This window comes from Polynucleobacter sp. MWH-HuK1 (assembly GCF_018881815.1).
GTDB lineage: Bacteria > Pseudomonadota > Gammaproteobacteria > Burkholderiales > Burkholderiaceae > Polynucleobacter.
The window spans coordinates 1,133,882-1,150,073 of record NZ_JACVPP010000001.1 but is presented as its reverse complement, the minus strand read 5'-3'; the positions used below and the strand labels follow the sequence as shown (position 1 = coordinate 1,150,073).

At 46.1% G+C, this 16,192-nt stretch carries 14 protein-coding genes, 1 other RNA gene, 1 pseudogene and 1 riboswitch; of the genes and pseudogenes, 9 read left to right on the top strand and 7 right to left on the bottom strand.

The window, feature by feature from the left end; all coding sequences use genetic code 11:
• Nucleotides 1-2 precede the first annotated feature (2 nt).
• From metG to panC, 4 genes are all read left to right on the top strand, one after another.
• On the top strand, nucleotides 3-1,673 hold the full coding sequence (gene metG / locus ICE93_RS05975; RefSeq protein WP_216186493.1) for a methionine--tRNA ligase: 1,671 nt from the start codon (nucleotides 3-5) through the stop codon (nucleotides 1,671-1,673).
• Nucleotides 1,674-1,776: 103 nt separating this feature from the next.
• Entirely contained in the window at nucleotides 1,777-1,965 is a 189-nt protein-coding gene (locus ICE93_RS05970) for a DUF3460 family protein (protein ID WP_216186491.1), read from the top strand.
• Nucleotides 1,958-2,833 carry a ScpA family protein gene (locus tag ICE93_RS05965; RefSeq protein ID WP_216186489.1) on the top strand — a complete coding sequence of 292 codons (876 nt, stop codon included), beginning with the start codon at nucleotides 1,958-1,960 and terminating at the stop codon, nucleotides 2,831-2,833. The genes ICE93_RS05970 and ICE93_RS05965 overlap by 8 nt, the downstream gene beginning before the upstream one ends.
• Nucleotides 2,830-3,681: a pantoate--beta-alanine ligase gene (panC, locus tag ICE93_RS05960; RefSeq protein ID WP_216186487.1), complete on the top strand. Its 852-nt coding sequence runs from the start codon at nucleotides 2,830-2,832 to the stop codon at nucleotides 3,679-3,681. The genes ICE93_RS05965 and panC overlap by 4 nt, the downstream gene beginning before the upstream one ends.
• 12 nt (nucleotides 3,682-3,693) lie before the next feature.
• Here the strand turns inward: panC and ICE93_RS05955 are convergent, their stop codons facing one another.
• From ICE93_RS05955 to ICE93_RS05930, 6 genes are all read right to left on the bottom strand, one after another.
• A complete protein-coding gene (locus ICE93_RS05955; protein ID WP_216186485.1) occupies nucleotides 3,694-4,626 on the bottom strand; it encodes a methionyl-tRNA formyltransferase in 933 nt (310 codons plus the stop codon).
• Between the two features lies 1 nt (nucleotide 4,627).
• A complete protein-coding gene (frc, locus tag ICE93_RS05950) occupies nucleotides 4,628-5,875 on the bottom strand; it encodes a formyl-CoA transferase (RefSeq protein WP_068323848.1) in 1,248 nt (415 codons plus the stop codon).
• Nucleotides 5,876-6,015: 140 nt separating this feature from the next.
• On the bottom strand, nucleotides 6,016-6,444 hold the full coding sequence (locus ICE93_RS05945) for a PAS domain S-box protein (RefSeq protein ID WP_216186483.1): 429 nt from the start codon (nucleotides 6,442-6,444) through the stop codon (nucleotides 6,016-6,018).
• A gap of 71 nt (nucleotides 6,445-6,515) precedes the next feature.
• Entirely contained in the window at nucleotides 6,516-7,766 is a 1,251-nt protein-coding gene (gene frc / locus ICE93_RS05940; RefSeq protein ID WP_216186481.1) for a formyl-CoA transferase, read from the bottom strand.
• A 49-nt stretch (nucleotides 7,767-7,815) separates the two neighbouring features.
• Nucleotides 7,816-9,525 carry an oxalyl-CoA decarboxylase gene (gene oxc, locus ICE93_RS05935; protein WP_216186479.1) on the bottom strand — a complete coding sequence of 570 codons (1,710 nt, stop codon included), beginning with the start codon at nucleotides 9,523-9,525 and terminating at the stop codon, nucleotides 7,816-7,818.
• 202 nt (nucleotides 9,526-9,727) lie between these two features.
• Nucleotides 9,728-10,345 (bottom strand): Crp/Fnr family transcriptional regulator, encoded by a 618-nt coding sequence (locus ICE93_RS05930; protein ID WP_216186477.1) that lies wholly within the window; start codon nucleotides 10,343-10,345, stop codon nucleotides 9,728-9,730.
• 82 nt (nucleotides 10,346-10,427) lie between these two features.
• Nucleotides 10,428-10,643, top strand: a riboswitch (cobalamin riboswitch).
• A gap of 131 nt (nucleotides 10,644-10,774) precedes the next feature.
• Between ICE93_RS05930 and ICE93_RS05925 the strand changes: the two genes are divergently transcribed.
• The 5 genes and pseudogenes from ICE93_RS05925 (at nucleotide 10,775) to ICE93_RS05905 (ending at nucleotide 14,630) form a co-directional block, all read left to right on the top strand.
• Nucleotides 10,775-12,907 (top strand): TonB-dependent receptor, encoded by a 2,133-nt coding sequence (locus ICE93_RS05925; RefSeq protein ID WP_216186475.1) that lies wholly within the window; start codon nucleotides 10,775-10,777, stop codon nucleotides 12,905-12,907.
• A gap of 102 nt (nucleotides 12,908-13,009) precedes the next feature.
• Nucleotides 13,010-13,297 carry a hypothetical protein gene (locus tag ICE93_RS05920; RefSeq protein ID WP_216186473.1) on the top strand — a complete coding sequence of 96 codons (288 nt, stop codon included), beginning with the start codon at nucleotides 13,010-13,012 and terminating at the stop codon, nucleotides 13,295-13,297.
• A pseudogene (locus ICE93_RS11490) lies at nucleotides 13,272-13,493 on the top strand (cell division protein ZapA); the annotation flags it as partial. The gene ICE93_RS05920 and the pseudogene ICE93_RS11490, both read left to right, overlap by 26 nt.
• A gap of 99 nt (nucleotides 13,494-13,592) precedes the next feature.
• Nucleotides 13,593-13,811, top strand: a non-coding RNA gene (ssrS, locus tag ICE93_RS05910) — 6S RNA.
• Nucleotides 13,812-14,630, top strand: coding sequence for a sulfite exporter TauE/SafE family protein (locus ICE93_RS05905; RefSeq protein WP_216186471.1), 819 nt, complete (start codon nucleotides 13,812-13,814; stop codon nucleotides 14,628-14,630).
• Here the strand turns inward: ICE93_RS05905 and ICE93_RS05900 are convergent, their stop codons facing one another.
• Complete coding sequence (locus ICE93_RS05900) at nucleotides 14,631-16,154, bottom strand: malonyl-CoA synthase (protein ID WP_216186469.1); 1,524 nt, start codon at nucleotides 16,152-16,154, stop codon at nucleotides 14,631-14,633. It lies immediately after the preceding gene.
• Nucleotides 16,155-16,192 lie beyond the last annotated feature (38 nt).

The window sequence follows — 16,192 nt, the reverse complement described above, 5'->3', positions numbered from 1 at the left end:
ACATGAGCAGTTCCCAACGCCGCCTCCTTATTACCTCCGCCCTACCGTATGCCAATGGTCAGATCCATATCGGCCATCTTGTGGAGTACGTGCAAACCGATATTTGGGTTCGCTTCCAAAGAATGTGTGGCCATGAAGTGCATTATGTTGGCGCCGATGACACTCACGGCACCCCCATCATGTTGCGGGCTGAAAAAGAAGGTCTTACCCCAAAAGAACTTATCGCTAATGTTTGGAAAGAACATAAGCGTGACTTTGACAACTTTCTGATTTCATTTGATAACTACTACACCACAGATAGTCCCGAGAATGAAAAACTCGCACAGAGTATTTACATAAAGCTGCGTGATGCAGGATTGATTGAAAAACGTGCGATTGAGCAAGCTTATGATCCCGTTAAAGAAATGTTTTTGCCGGATCGCTTTATTAAAGGTGAGTGCCCTAAGTGTGGCGCCAAAGATCAATATGGCGACAACTGCGAAAAGTGTGGTGCAACCTACTCGCCTACCGACCTGAAGAATCCATTCTCAGTCGTTAGCGGCGCAACACCAATTAAAAAGATTTCAGATCACTACTTCTTTAAGTTGTCTGATCCACGTTGCGAAGATTTTTTGCGCGACTGGACTCAAGTAAAAATTCCTTTGCAGCCAGAGGCTCGCAATAAGATGAAAGAATGGGTTGGTCAACCCGGCGAAAGCAAGTTGGGCGACTGGGATATCTCCCGCGATGCCCCGTATTTCGGGTTTGAGATCCCCGATGCGCCTGGTAAGTACTTCTATGTTTGGCTTGATGCCCCAATTGGCTACTACGCCAGTTTCCTTAATTACTGCCAAGCTAAAGGCCTCAATTTTGATGAATGGGTTAAGCCAGACACGACAACTGAGCAATACCATTTCATTGGTAAAGATATTTTGTATTTCCACACTTTATTTTGGCCGGCTACTTTGCAATTTGCAGGTTACCGCACACCAACCAATGTATTTGCACACGGCTTCTTAACAGTTGATGGCGAGAAGATGAGTAAGTCACGCGGCACATTGATCTCTGCAAATAGCGTGATTGAGTGCGGCTTTAATCCAGAGTGGTTCCGCTATTACTTCGCAACCAAACTCAATGACAGCATGGAAGATTTGGATTTAAATCTTCAAGATTTTGTTGCGCGCGTTAATAGTGACTTATTAGGTAAGTACATCAACATTGCAAGCCGTAGCGCTGGCTTCTTGGTGAAGCGTTTTGGTGGCATTGTTTCTGACGAAGCAATGAGCAATCCACTACTAAAAGAAATTGCTTCATCTAGCGAAAAAATTGCTGAACTCTATGAGGGGCGTGAGTACGCCAAAGCACTGCGAGCCATCATGGAAATGGCGGACAAAGTGAACGGTTTTGTCGATGAGAACAAGCCATGGGAAATCGCCAAAAATCTAGAACGTGAAGCTGAGTTACAAAGGGTTTGCAGCATTACCCTTGAAGCATTCCGTATGCTCAGCCTGTATCTCAAGCCAGTTATTCCTCAGGTAGCTGCTGGCGTAGAAGAATTTCTCTCCTTACCACCTCTATCCTGGGCGGACATTAATACCCCCCTTTCCAGCAAGAACCCTATCAAGCCATATAAGCACCTAATGACAAGGGTTGAAGCCCCTCAAATTGAGGCTTTGCTGGCTGCAAACTTGTAAAAAGCCCCCTAAAAAGCACCTATAATGACGGTTGTAGTCCCTAGATAACTTTTCGAATTAATTTCATAAGTTATTGAATTTATTGAGTATTTTAGGAAATGTCATGGCAAGATATCAATCTGAATTCACCCAGTTCTTAAATGAACTCAAATCCGAGCGCCCAAACCTCGAAGCTGAACAGCAAGCTGGTCGCGCCCTATTGTGGGATAAAGAGCCACTGAGCGTTGAAGATCAACGTCGCGCCAAAGCTGCGAAATTGAAGCAACGCGCTTACGTGTATTCGAATGACTAATTCTGGCAATGAGCCAAGCGCTCAGCCAATATCAGACTTACTAGACAGCACTCCATCGGTAACCGATGGTATGTCGGAAGCGTTCGCCAAACTTTATGGCGAGCCGCTCTTCAAGCTTCCCACTGATCTTTATATTCCACCAGATGCTCTAGAAGTTTTTCTAGAGGCTTTTGAAGGTCCTTTAGATCTGTTGCTTTACCTAATCCGTAAACAGAACTTCAACGTTCTAGATATTCCGATGGCGCAGGTTACTCAACAGTATCTGAGTTATATCGACCAAATTCGCCATCACAATCTTGAACTAGCTGCCGAGTATTTACTCATGGCTGCTATGTTGATTGAAATTAAGTCCCGCATGCTTCTGCCGATGAAGAAAGCGGACAGCGAAGAAGAAGTAGAAGATCCACGCGCTGAATTGGTGCGTCGCTTACTCGAGTACGAGCGCATGAAACTTGCAGCACAAGAACTCGATCAAATTCCTCAACAAGGTCGCGATTTCCAGGTGGCTCATGGCTATGTGGATACCACCATTGCGATTTCTTGGCCTGATGTCAATGTAGAAGACTTACAAGCAGCTTGGCGTGATGTTCTCCACCGCGCCAAACTCACGCAACACCACACCATTACTCGTGAAGAGTTGTCAGTACGTGACTTTATGACACGTATCTTGCGCCGTTTACAAGGCACCAAATTCGTAGAGTTTGGTGAATTATTTGAAGATGCTATTAAGTCTGGTAAAGGCATTCCAGTGGTGATCGTAAACTTCATCGCTATGCTTGAGCTCTCACGCGAAGCATTAGTAGAAATCACCCAAGCAGAGCCATATGCGCCGATTTATGTGCGTCTTGCCTATACTCCTGTTGCATGAAAATCATTAGCGACATTCAGGAGTTGCGTGACCATCTGCGCGGTCAAAACCGCGCATCATTTGTACCGACAATGGGCAACCTCCATGAAGGCCATCTCTCCCTGATGCGCTTAGCAAGGCAACATGGTGATCCTGTGGTGGCCAGCATCTTTGTGAACCGTTTACAGTTTGGCCCTAACGAAGATTTTGATAGCTACCCTCGCACGATGCAGGCAGATATCGATAAGTTGGAAAAAGAAGGTGTGTACATCTTGTTTGCACCTACCGAGCGCGATCTTTATCCGCAGCCACAAGAGTACCGAGTTGATCCACCGCAGCAGTTAGGAGACATCCTTGAGGGCGAGTTCCGCCCAGGCTTCTTTAAAGGTGTTTGCACTGTTGTTCTTAAGCTCTTCTCTTGCGTCCAACCTAAGGTTGCCGTGTTTGGCAAAAAAGACTATCAACAGTTGATGATTATTCGTCAGATGGCTAAGCAGTTTGCTTTGCCGGTTGACATCATCCCAGGCGAAACGATTCGCGCCGAAGATGGTCTTGCCCTCTCCTCTCGTAATGGTTATCTCTCCGTGGAAGAGCGGGCCGAAGCTCCTGAGCTACAAAAAGCATTGAAAGAAGTTCGTGAGCGCGTCCTGCAATTAAAGAATCGCAATACCCAATCCATCTCTGAGATTGAGAAAGAGGCGGTTGCCTCTCTAGCAAAACGTGGCTGGCAACCTGATTACATTGCCATTCGTCAGCAAAGTGATTTGGCGCCGGCCTCAAATGAGCAATTACAAGCAGGTGAGCCACTTGTCATCCTGACAGCGGCTAAGCTTGGCAAAACACGTCTGATTGATAACTTAGAAATTTAACCCCTGGGGTTTTTACAGGGCAAAGAACTGTCCTACCTCTAAACTCAACTCTTTCGCTAGCTCAGCACCGCTTAGTTTACCTGCGGCACCTTTGGCTTTCAGAACTTCGATCTGCCCACCATGGCAGGTGACAAAGAAAGAATCTAGCGTGATCTGCGTTACCTCGCCCGGCTTACCTTTGACGGCACCGAATGTAGCAGCTACATGCTTATGACAGTCGTAGATCTGAACCTTTTGCTCGCCGAACTTAGTCCATGCACCGGGCGCTGGATTGCAAGCACGAATCAGGTTATAGATTTGACTGATGTGTGTAGCCCAATGAATCTGCGCAGCGTTAGCATCAAACCAACCCTCATAGTTAGCTTGTGATTCATCTTGAATGATTTCTTGATGCTTGCCGGCGACCACAAGGTCAGCAGCTTCTAGCAGAGCTTTAACCCCAATTGGGAAAAGATGATCAAAGTAGATCTTGCCTAAGGTGTCATTCGGCCCAATGACAACTTCTTTTTGCAAAATCACCTCGCCCTCATCCAAGCCATCAGATGGACGGAAAATTGTTAAACCTGTTTTCTCTTCACCTAATGCGATTGCCCAATTAATAGCGCTGGGGCCGCGATATTTAGGAAGGAGCGATGGATGATATTGAATAGTACCGTGCTTCGGGATCTTGCAGAGCTCTTGCGGTACAAATTGAATGACGTATGCCATGACGCAGATGTCGGCATTACTATCAATCATAGCCTGAGCAGCCTCAGGACCCTTTAGAGAGGCGAACTGCAAGGGGTTTAAACCCCTTGCGAGTGCAGCTTCTTTTAATACTTCCGGTTTGCTTGATTTGGGATTATCCGGTGGACAGAAAACGGCAACCACTTCATCGCCGCGATTCAAAAAAGCTTCTAATGCCGCTTTACCAAAATCCGCACTCCCAATCAAGGCAACCCGCATCTTAGATCACCTTATCGTGACGGAGTGAAATCAAATCGTCAGTGGTGTAACCCAACTCATGAAGAATCTCATCGGTGTGCTCACCAAGCAATGGTGAACGTGTCACTTCAGTTGGGCTATCAGACATCTTGATCGGATTACCAACAGTAAGGTACTTGCCACGAATTGGATGATCCACTTCAACCACAGTACCAGTCGCACGCAATGCTGGCTCTTCAGCGATTTCTTTCATAGAAAGAATTGGGCCGCATGGAATGTCGTACTGATTGAGGATATCCATGACTTCAAACTTAGTCATGGTCATGGTCCACTTTTCGATCTCGCCGAAAATTTCCATGAGATGTGGCAAGCGTGCCATTGGTGATGCAAAACGTACATCCGTAATCCAATCTTCGCGACCGATTACTTTGCAAATTGCTTCCCAAACTGGAGCTTGAACGATTACATACATGTAGGCGTTTGGATCAGTTTCCCAACCCTTACATTTAACAATCCAGCCTGGCTGACCACCTCCAGAGGCATTGCCTGCACGGGGTACAGAGTCGCCGAACTCACCGTTCGGGAACTGTGGGTACTCTTGCATGAGACCTACGCGCTCTAAACGTTGTTGATCACGCAACTTCACCCGGCACAAGTTCAATACCGCATCCTGCATTGCTGCCAATACCTTCTGACCACGGCCAGAGTGGGTACGTTGATAGAGTGCAGTAACAATACCGAGCGCTAAATGCAAGCCTGTTCCACTATCACCGATTTGTGCACCAGTTACCATCGGAGGGCCATCATCAAAACCAGTAGTTGATGCTGAGCCGCCAGCACATTGCGCTACGTTCTCATACACTTTGCAATCTTCGTATGGACCAGGGCCAAAGCCTTTTACAGAGGCCATGATCATCATTGGATTGAGTTCTTGAATACGCTCCCAAGAAAATCCCATGCGATCCAAAGCACCTGGTGCAAAATTTTCCACTAAAACGTCACACTCTTTAATGAGGCGCTCAAGAATTTCTTTGCCCTTTTGAGTTTTGGTGTTCACGGTGATGGAACGCTTGTTGTGGTTCAACATCGTGAAGTACAAACTGTCTGCATCGGGGATATCGCGCAACTGACCACGTGTTGCATCCCCTTCGCCAGATTTTTCTACTTTGATTACGTCCGCACCAAACCAAGCCAGTAACTGAGTACAGGTTGGGCCTGATTGAACGTGCGTAAAGTCGAGGATTTTGACCCCTTCTAGTGCTTTTGCCATGATTTAAGTCCTAATAAGAATGAAAATTTTGAATTGGGGCAATTTTACCAGCGTGAAATAGGGAAAATTGTGGCGTGCCCAATATTTGGGCACAGACGCCTTTTAAGCCTTTATTGGCCACTCCATAAGGCTATGTGAAGCTAAGTCTGAGGGTTTTCAAGGTCAAAAAGACGCTTTTTGAGAGCCCTTTCTTGAGCAAAGCGCTCGGTTTCATCCCGAATGATTGCCACTACCCCATTGGCCTTACCAGAGGCATCAAAGAGCATTCCCACAGTGAAGGCAATCGAGAGCGTACTGCCATCCTTGTGTTTGGCGGGCACCTTCAAAAGAGATGTTCCATACCGAGTGGTGCCGGTCTCCATAGAGTGGCTATAACCCTCATTGTGTTTTTGACGTTGGCGCTCCGGAACAATGAGATCCAAAGTATTGCCTAAAGCTTCTTTCTCCAAGTATCCGAAGATACGAGTGGCGGCAGGATTCCAAAGCACAATCTTTTCATGGGCATCAGCAACAATGATCGCATCGCCTACGCACTCCACCAATTTATGTAAATCGACACTTGTATTCATAAATCCAGTCTACAGAATAAAAAAGGCGCCCACAGGGAGCGCCTTCAAATTAATACCAATGTTTATTGTTATTAAACAGCTTTTGCTGCGTGCAACTTAGCAATTTCATCCTTGCCATAGCCAAGGTCAGCCAATACTTCGTCAGTGTGCTCACCCAATACTGGAGATGGCTTGACTTCGATTTCCAAATCAGAGAACTTGATTGGGCTACCGATAGTCAAATACTTGCCGCGTACTTTGTGGTCAACTTCAACGATAGAGCCACTCTTACGCAAGTCTGGTGATTCAGCCAATTCTTTCATTGAGAGAACTGGAGCACATGGAATATCGAACTTGCGGAGGATGTCCACAGCCTCGTACTTAGTCTTATCTTTGAGCCAGTCTTCAATGGTTGCGAAGATATCAAAAATCTTGTCTTGACGAGCTTCAGCAGTCATATACGCTGGATCAGTTGCCCACTCTGGTTTGCCCAAAGCTTTAGTAATTGGTTCCCATGCATGGCCTTGAATAGTGAAGTAGATGTACGCATTTGGATCTGTTTCCCAACCCTTACACTTCAACACCCATCCTGGCTGACCGCCACCACCGGCGTTACCGCCACGTGGAACTACGTCAGTGAATGAACCGTGTGGGTACTGCGGGTACTCTTCCAAGTAACCAACTTTGTCCAAACGTTGTTGATCGCGCAATTTCACGCGGCACAAGTTCAGTACAGCGTCTTGCATTGAGCAAGAAACTTTTTGGCCTTTGCCAGTCTTTTGACGTTGCATCAAGGCGGTCAAAATACCGATTGCCAAGTGCATACCAGTATTAGAGTCACCTAAAGCCGCAGCAGAAACAGTTGGAGGACCATCCCAGAAACCAGTTGTAGAAGCAGCACCGCCAGCACACTGAGCAACGTTCTCATACACTTTTAAGTCTTCATATGAGTGGCCATCGCTAAAGCCTTTTACAGAAGCCAAAATCATTTTTGGGTTCAATTCTTGAATACGCTTCCATGAGAAACCCATACGATCCAAAGCGCCTGGACCAAAGTTCTCAACCATTACGTCAGAAACTTTAATCATCTTCTCTAAAACTTCCTTACCTTCTGGCGTCTTGGTATCTAAAGTCAAAGAACGCTTATTACCGTTGAGCATAGTGAAGTACAAAGCATCTGCACCTGGTACGTCGCGCAACTGGCTACGAGTTACGTCGCCAGCACCTGGACGTTCTACCTTAATAACGTCAGCGCCATAAAAGCCAAGCAACTGAGTACATGCAGGACCTGCCTGTACGTGTGTGAAGTCAATAATGCGAATGCCGTCTAATGGTTTAGTCATGTTTGTTTCTCCTTAAGTCTTTCTTGTTTGCTTCTAAATTTATCTTGGGTTACTTCTTAGCAGCTGCAGTGGATGGGTTTAAGTTTGTTAAACGTCCACTCTCAGTACCTGCAGTTTCATCAATAACAGCATTGATGAGAGCTGGTTTACCGGCAGCAATAGCTTCTGTTAACGCTGCTTCTAACTCTGCTGGTGTAGTTACGTAATAACCAACACCACCAAATGCTTCAATCATCTTGTCGTAACGGGCATCTTTAACAAACACGGTAGGCGCAACATCAGCACCGCCTGTTGGATTAACGTCAGTACCACGGTAAACGCCGTTGTTATTGAAAACAACCGTTGTGATTGGCAAGTTGTAACGGCAAATGGTTTCTAATTCCATGCCGCTGAAACCGAACGCGCTATCACCCTCTACGGCCACTGTTGGCAAACCACTAGTTACAGCAGCACCAATCGCATAGCCCATACCGATACCCATAATGCCCCAAGTACCAGAGTCAAAACGCTTACGTGGCTTGTACATATCAACGATTGCACGGCAATAGTCGAGCGTATTTGCACCTTCGTTTACCAAGTTCACATCTGGGTTCTTCTTGATCACATCACGAATCACACGCAATGCACCGTGGAAATTCATTGGGTTAGCTTCTTTAGCCAATGTCTCCGCCATCTTGGCTGTGTTCTTATCTTTCTTCTCAGTGATAGCTGCAATCCACTCAGCGCTTGGCTTAGGAACAGAAGAGATACCCTTCAAGAGCTCGCCAACGCATGAGCCAATATCACCAATTAATGGAGCAGCAATTTGTACGTTGCTATCCACTTCGTTTGCTTGAATATCGATTTGGATAAATTTCTTAGGCTCTTTACCCCAAGTCTTACCTTTACCGTGTGCAAGCAACCAATTCAAACGCGCACCAACCAACAACACCGCATCAGCTTCAGCCAATACAAATGAGCGTGCTGCGGAAGCAGACTGCGGATGGTTGTCAGGCAACAAACCTTTGGCCATTGACATAGGCAAATAAGGAATGCCAGATTTCTCAACCAAATCACGGATCTCTTTATCAGCTTGAGCATAAGCAGCACCTTTGCCCAACAGAATCAATGGACGCTTGGCACCCTTCAATACGTCTAATGCACGAGCAACCGCATCGGCCGCTGGGATCTGACGTGGAACTGGATCAATTACCTTGAAGATGGATTTCTTAGCTTCGTCGGCAGGCATAGTTTGCGCGAGCAGCTGAGCTGGCAAATCCAAATACACACCACCTGGACGACCAGAAACCGCAGCACGGATTGCACGTGCAAAACCGATACCGATATCTTCGATATGGTTAATACGATAAGCAGCTTTGCAATATGGCTTAGCCGCATTGAGCTGATCCATTTCTTCGTAGTCACCTTGTTGCAAGTCAACGATTTCACGCTCGCTTGAACCAGAGATCAAAATCATTGGGAAGCAGTTCACAGTTGCATTAGCAAGTGCTGTTAAACCGTTCAAGAAACCAGGAGCAGATACTGTCATACAAATACCTGGCTTTTGTGTCATATAACCAGCAATCGCTGCAGCATTACCTGCATGCTGCTCATGACGGAAGCCGATAAAACGCAAACCTTCAGCCTGCGCTAAACGACACAAGTCGGTAATTGGAATACCAACTAGGCCGAAAATCGTATCAAGGTCGTTTGCCTTTAAGGCGTCAATAACGAGATGGAAACCATCTGTTAACTGTGTGTTTTGATTATCTGTTGTCATAGAAATTTTTCAAGAATCGCAAATCGCTCGATAAGAGCTATTGCAATCTAGCTTTCGCTAATGTCTCCAATTTAGTTATTAATCGCACTGCGGGATTTTTGACCCCGCTTAGGCTGAGATGAATATTAGGCTTGGGGAGTGGGTTCATCATTGACTTCGGTCAATTTCCCCCTAAATCCTGTAACCACAGGTGGGTATCCGTTTAAACAAAAAGCTCTTTATGCTTTGTTTTCAGGCGACTCAAGGTCTCCGGGGAGAGATTAAGGTAAGCCGCAAGCTCCTTTTTAGGGAGAAGCTCAAACAAATCCTCGTATTTGCGCAGGAAACGCTCCACCCGGCCTGGGGCATCGAGCATATGCAAGGTAATAGTGTGGGCCATGATTTCACTCATCAGGCGCATGACTTCAAACTCAAAACTCTCTTTAAGAATCTTATGCTGGTCCAGGAACTCTGCCCACTTCTTTAGAGGCATCCGAGCCACGCGGGCCTTGGTTACAGAGGCAATGCTGTAGGGGGCAGCCGTCTTCAGGCGCCATGCAGCATAGCTGGTTTCAATATCTTTTTCGATAGCAAAACGCAGAATCATTTCTTTTGCGTCCGCACTAGAAACAATACGCTTCAGGATGCCGTCAAGAACAAAGTACTGCTCCATCTGGTGGTCACCTTGGTGCAGCAGTATTTCAGATTTTTTAAGGTCGGAAATTTCGAGATGACGCTCTAACTCGGCCATTGCAGCTGGATCCAAGCTTTTTAAGACCGAGTTTTGACTCAACTGTAGGCGAATCAGGTTTTTTTCGGGGTGCTTATCTAATACGGTCATCAATACTTGCTCCTAGACCTCATATTGTAGGCTTTTTTGCCTTTTAGAGCGGGTGTTTTGGTCTTAGACCGCACCAATTCAGCTAGAATGGCGGGGTCGTGGTGCTTTGTTGCAATGCAATAAAGTTAAACGGGAAACACTAAACGTGTGCTGCCCCCGCAACGGTAGGTAAATGCGTCTTTTATTCATTTAAAAGGCGTCAGGAATCTGACAAAGCCACTGTGCGCGTCAATCGCATGGGAAGGCCAGATTCTGATATTTACTAGCCCGGATACCGGCCAAGACAGGTGGAATTTTGCGGACGGGGATCTTCGCGCGCCAATTAAGCGCAACCCGCGCCTCATTGACGCCTGAACTCCTGCACGTGAAATTCTGTTCGACCCAGCTAACGGGGAAGTTAGCTAGGCAATCGATAACAGAAAGTCTTTTATGAAATCGAAGTTAAAGCAGAAAAAAATCGCCGTAGTTTGTGGCACTCTCCTCTCCCTCAGCTTCACCCAGGCAGCATTTGCACAAAATAATCCATCCACACTAATAGTGACTGGTACGCGATTTGAGGAAAACTTGAATCAAGTCCCGGCGAATGTCAAAGTGATCACGCGTGATGAAATTGAGAACTCGACTTCCAACACGATTCCTCAGGTCTTATCTCAAATTGGCGGCTTAAGAGTAAGCGGCTTAAATTCAAGCGCCTTAAATCTGGATGCATCCGTAGACATGGGTGGATTTGGGCCAACTGGCAACAGCACAACCGCAATCTTGGTTGATGGCATCCGCGTCAATCCCATTGATTCGGGCAGCATCGACTGGGAATCTATTCCAATCGACTCCATTGAGCGAATTGAAATTCTTCAGGGTGGCGCAAGCGTTCAATATGGCAATGGCGCCGTTGGCGGCGTGATCAACATCATTACGAATGGCGGTAAGAAAAGCATTAACCAAGCCTCTGCGACATATGGCACTTGGGGAACCTCTATTAACAATGCCATCTTCAGAAATACAGTCGATAAAACGACTTTACAAGTTAGCGCTAACACATCCAATACCAATGGCTGGCGCCCCAATACAGCGGCAAACGCTTACTCAATCGATGCAAAAATTTTGCAAGATTTAGGCAACAGAGATCGCTTTTTTGTTGATGCCTATTACGGCTACACCAATTCACAACTTGCTAGCCCTGTAGTTGGATTGGTTGGCTCAGGAAACCCACTATCTGTTAGACCACAGAATGCAGGCAACAACATAACAACTAATAATTCTGGCTTTCGCCAGGGGCTAACAAAAACATTAAGTGAGAATTACGTAGTAGAAATTGATACCTCTTATAACAATAAGTCCTCTTTTTTCTATGTGCCCCAAGCGGATTACTTTGCTAGCCCTGAATTTGGCTCAGCCGGGAGTCCGATGAATAATAAATTACAGGGCTGGCAACTTGCTTTATCGCCACGACTGAAAGCAGACTTTGGCGTTATTGGCACTTCGATTTTTGGTTATGATTTCTCGAAAGCGAATCAAGCTGGAAGTAATAGCTACACGCCACAATCTCAAAGCATCATTCTTGCAAATCAATTTGATGCCACCAGCAATCCCTTTGGAACTTATTACGGTAATCTAACAAGCGACTCGCAAAATGCCACGCAAATTAATAATTCGGTTTACGTAATGCAAAGAGTCCCTCTAGGAAATATTTTGGAGGCAAGCGGAGGATTCCGTCGACAAGTCCAGCAAGCATCAACAACTAGCTCCAACATTAGCGCATCAAATGGGACCGTCTATGGTAATCAGCAATATGCTGCCAATGCGGGAGATTTAGCGCTGAATGCCAACTACCTGCCGGGACAACGCGTGTATGTAAAGTGGAATCAGTCTTTTAGATTTCCTAATATTGATGAATACTGGGGTCTGCTATACAACCCAACAACCCAAACCACATCAACTGTCTTTAGCGGGATTTTGCAACCGCAAACAACACAGACATATGAGGTTGGTGGCAACTGGGATATCTTGAACTCCAAAGTAACATCGTCAATATTTAAGTCGATGACACAAAATGAAATTAGCTATAACCCCGCGACAGGTTATAACTACAACTCAATTTATCAAGTTAATCGTGGTGGAATGTTATTGGATGTTGCATCTAACATTTCACCCTCTCTTAATATTGGCTTCGGAGGAAAGTACCAAAAGTCGTACTATGCTGATGGGCCATTTTCCGGAAATGCTATTCCAGTTGTTCCAGACACACTTCTCAATGCTAGAGCGAACTACCTCGTTGCAACAAATTGGACCATTGGTGGGGTGGTTAATTACGTCAGCAGCCAGCATTACGACACAGGCCCCAGTTACTACAGCGCGACACCAGTGATGCCCTCTTATGTCATTGGAGATATCTTCACATCATATAAATACCAGGGTATTGAGGCTCGCCTTACCGTCAAAAACGTTGGCAATGCACAATATGCCACGTACGGAACTGCGCCAAGCAACGTCTCTAGTCGCTACTCGTACTACCCTAGCGAACCAAGGTCGGTTTTTGTAACCCTGAAATACAACTTCAATTAAACATCCCAGCAATGATTCGCCTACTTTAAGCCCCATTTTTGCATTGCGGGACTTAAAGTAGCGCCCTCACCCATCGGTTGAAGCTGAGGCTACAATACCAATATGAGTGAATTAAGCCCAATTCCCCCAAGCAACGATGCTAGCGACCTAAATTCGCTCAGCATCATTATTACTCGGATATCTGAAAAAATTTCATTGATTGAAGATGCAGTAAAAAACTTGAATCAAAATCGAGCACAACTGGAAGGCAAGATTGATGATGCTCAAAAACGCGTTCAACGCATTTTGAGTCGCTTACCAGATCAAAGTGATAGTCGCCAACTAAATCTGCTTGGCGAAGTTGCAACACCAAATAATCCAGAGGATGATAATGAGCCAACAACGCATTGAAGTAAGTCTTGCCGGCCAAAAAATCACCTTAGCAACGAGCGCTGAGCACGAACCCCTATTAAGAGCGGCATGCGTCCTGGTTGACGAACAAATTCAGCTTGCTATTGGTGGTGGCAACCGCAGCATTGAACGCGCTAGCATGATGGCGGCACTCAAAATTGCTGGCGATCTCATTACATTACAAAAGAATCAAACGCAACAAAGCACCTCCCCCAATGCAAGCTCCGATGAAGTCACTCGCCTGCAAGGTGAAATTCGCGCTCTAGAAGATCAAGTTGATGCTTTGATGCAAACCCTTTCCCTGCCTGGTTCGCCAAGGCCAATAGTTCCTTGAACCGATGCGCAAGCATCCGGAACGATCTTTACCTTGTGGGCGTGAGCGTTTCGAAAGTTCACAGTGCCAACTTAGACTTGGTCACTCCCTGAGCCTCTTAATGCACCCGAAGCAGAGTAGCCGTTCCACCTTGAACCTTAGGGTTCAGGATGACGGCCTAGCGGCTAAGGCGGGGAATTCATGTTACTAAGTGATATTGCCATGTTGATGCTGTGCGGGAGCATCTCTGGATTTTTAGCAGGCCTACTAGGCATTGGTGGCGGCATGATTCTGGTGCCATTCATGATCTTGGTTTTTAACCACCAAGGATTTAATCAAGAAGTCATTGTGCACATGGCCATCGCTACCGGCATGGCCACCATCTTGTTTACCACCACCTCTGCGATTTGGGCGCATCACAAACATGGCTCCATCGATTGGAAGTTAGTCGCGTCGCTGAGTCCTGGTTTGATCGTTGGCAGTTTGGTTGGTGGCAGCGAGATTTTTGAAGCCTTAAATACTTCTTGGCTCTCACTTTTCTTCGCCATTTTTATTGTCTATACATCAATTCAGATGCTGCTCAATAAAAAACCGAAGCCTGGGAGAGATCTGCCAAGCCCTGTAGGCTTGTTTGGCTTTGGCTCATTTGCAGGGGCCTTATCAAGTTTGGTGGGTGCCGGCGGCGCCTTCATCACCGTGCCTTTTATGCTCTGGTGCAATGTCAAACCGCATGTTGCTATGGCGAGTTCCTCTGGCCTGGGCTTTCCGATTGCAGCGGCAGCGACTATAGGCTATATGTACGGTAGTTGGGGTCACCCTAACCTACCATCCGGCTCCCTAGGATTTGTTTACTTACCGGCGGTAGTCTGTATTGCGGTGGTGAGTATATTCACAGCGCCGCTTGGCGCCAAAATGGCGCGCAAACTAGATGTTGCCCAACTCAAACGCATTTTTGGCGTGATGCTGCTGATGCTTGCGGCCTTCATGTTTAATGAAAGCCGCAAGGCATTTGGCTATTAATTAGCTTGTGTATTGCTGACGCAAAATATTCTTTTGTACCTTACCCATAGCATTACGAGGCAAATCAGAAACGATTTCAACACGCTTTGGAATTTTGAAGTTCGCAATTTGTGTTTTCAAAGTAGCGACCATCTCTTCAGCATTTAATTTAGCTCCGGCCTTAGGCACAACTACTGCCATCACTGCCTCACCAAAATCTGGATGCGGAATACCAATCACAGCACTTTCATCAACACCAGGCATGTCATCGATAAAGCTTTCAATTTCTTTGGGATAAACGTTATAGCCACCAGAAATAATTAAATCCTTGCTACGGCCAACAATGCATAAGTATTCCTTCGGCGCTTTGCCGCCGTTGGCATCCCCACCCCAGCGACCAACGTCACCCGTCTTGAACCAACCATCTTTGGTAAATTCTTCGGCGGTCTTCTCTGGCATACGCCAGTAGCCTTTAAATATGTTTGGACCTTTAACCTGAATGCCACCAATTTCATCGACCCTACACGGTTTGTTGTCTTCATTCACTACACGCACCTTTACACCAGGCAAAGGCAGACCTACCGAGCCGCCTACGCGCTTGCCTTTATAAGGGTTGGAGACCAACATCACGGTCTCACTCATACCATAGCGCTCCAAAATTGGCTGGCCAATGACTTCCTTGAATGTATTAAATGTTTCTGTAAGCAATGGAGCGGAACCAGAAACAAATAGACGCATATTGCGCGCCACTTTCTTATTGAAACCTTTATCAGCCAATAAGCGCACATAGAAGGTTGGAACACCCATCATCACTGTCGACTTTGGCATATGTTTAATGAGTTGCGCGGTATCTAAACGCGGCAACCAAATCATCTTGCTACCATTAATCAACGCCCCATGAGCCGCTACAAACAAACCATGAACGTGGAAGATTGGTAAAGCATGTAATAAAACATCGCCTTTTTCCCACCCCCAAAACTTTTGCAGTACTTGCGCGTTGCTACCCAGATTCTTATGCGTCAGCATTGCGCCCTTACTACGACCGGTAGTGCCAGAGGTATACAGAATAGCCGCAAGATCGTCATCCTTTGCCGGAACCGTTTTGAATTTATCGCTCAACCCAGCTGCACGCTCTAATAAAGTGCCAGTGCGGTTTTCATCTAAGGTAAAGACATGCTTAGTGCCAGCTTTTGCTGCAACCTTAGATACCCAAGATAGATTCTTACTGCTGCAGACAACTACTGCCGGCTCAGCATTCTCTAAAAAATATTGAATTTCAGCAGACTGATAAGCGGTATTGAGCGGCAAATATACATACCCCGCACGAATCGTTGCTAAATAAAGAAAAAGAGCCTCAGGTGATTTTTCAACCTGCACTGCCACCCTAGAGCCTTTTGGCAACTTCAAGCTGGTAAGTAAATTTGCCAGCTTTGCCGTTGCAGATTCTAGGTCACCCCAGGAGTAATACAAACCATCATGCGTCTCAAGAGCACATGCATTTTTATCTTTTGGAAAACCTTTTTCCAATAGTGAATATAAATTCATTCGAACCTCAAACCCCAGGGGTAATTTTTAATAAAAAT

What these genes read in the sequence shown, in the direction of transcription:
- metG (WP_216186493.1), top strand. Translation starts at nt 3, where the DNA reads ATGAGCAGTTCCCAACGCCGCCTCCTTATTACCTCCGCCCTACCGTAT.
- ICE93_RS05970 (WP_216186491.1), top strand. Translation starts at nt 1,777, where the DNA reads ATGGCAAGATATCAATCTGAATTCACCCAGTTCTTAAATGAACTCAAA.
- ICE93_RS05965 (WP_216186489.1), top strand. Translation starts at nt 1,958, where the DNA reads ATGACTAATTCTGGCAATGAGCCAAGCGCTCAGCCAATATCAGACTTA.
- panC (WP_216186487.1), top strand. Translation starts at nt 2,830, where the DNA reads ATGAAAATCATTAGCGACATTCAGGAGTTGCGTGACCATCTGCGCGGT.
- ICE93_RS05955 (WP_216186485.1), bottom strand. Translation starts at nt 4,626, where the DNA reads ATGCGGGTTGCCTTGATTGGGAGTGCGGATTTTGGTAAAGCGGCATTA.
- frc (WP_068323848.1), bottom strand. Translation starts at nt 5,875, where the DNA reads ATGGCAAAAGCACTAGAAGGGGTCAAAATCCTCGACTTTACGCACGTT.
- ICE93_RS05945 (WP_216186483.1), bottom strand. Translation starts at nt 6,444, where the DNA reads ATGAATACAAGTGTCGATTTACATAAATTGGTGGAGTGCGTAGGCGAT.
- frc (WP_216186481.1), bottom strand. Translation starts at nt 7,766, where the DNA reads ATGACTAAACCATTAGACGGCATTCGCATTATTGACTTCACACACGTA.
- oxc (WP_216186479.1), bottom strand. Translation starts at nt 9,525, where the DNA reads ATGACAACAGATAATCAAAACACACAGTTAACAGATGGTTTCCATCTC.
- ICE93_RS05930 (WP_216186477.1), bottom strand. Translation starts at nt 10,345, where the DNA reads ATGACCGTATTAGATAAGCACCCCGAAAAAAACCTGATTCGCCTACAG.
- ICE93_RS05925 (WP_216186475.1), top strand. Translation starts at nt 10,775, where the DNA reads ATGAAATCGAAGTTAAAGCAGAAAAAAATCGCCGTAGTTTGTGGCACT.
- ICE93_RS05920 (WP_216186473.1), top strand. Translation starts at nt 13,010, where the DNA reads ATGAGTGAATTAAGCCCAATTCCCCCAAGCAACGATGCTAGCGACCTA.
- ICE93_RS05905 (WP_216186471.1), top strand. Translation starts at nt 13,812, where the DNA reads ATGTTACTAAGTGATATTGCCATGTTGATGCTGTGCGGGAGCATCTCT.
- ICE93_RS05900 (WP_216186469.1), bottom strand. Translation starts at nt 16,154, where the DNA reads ATGAATTTATATTCACTATTGGAAAAAGGTTTTCCAAAAGATAAAAAT.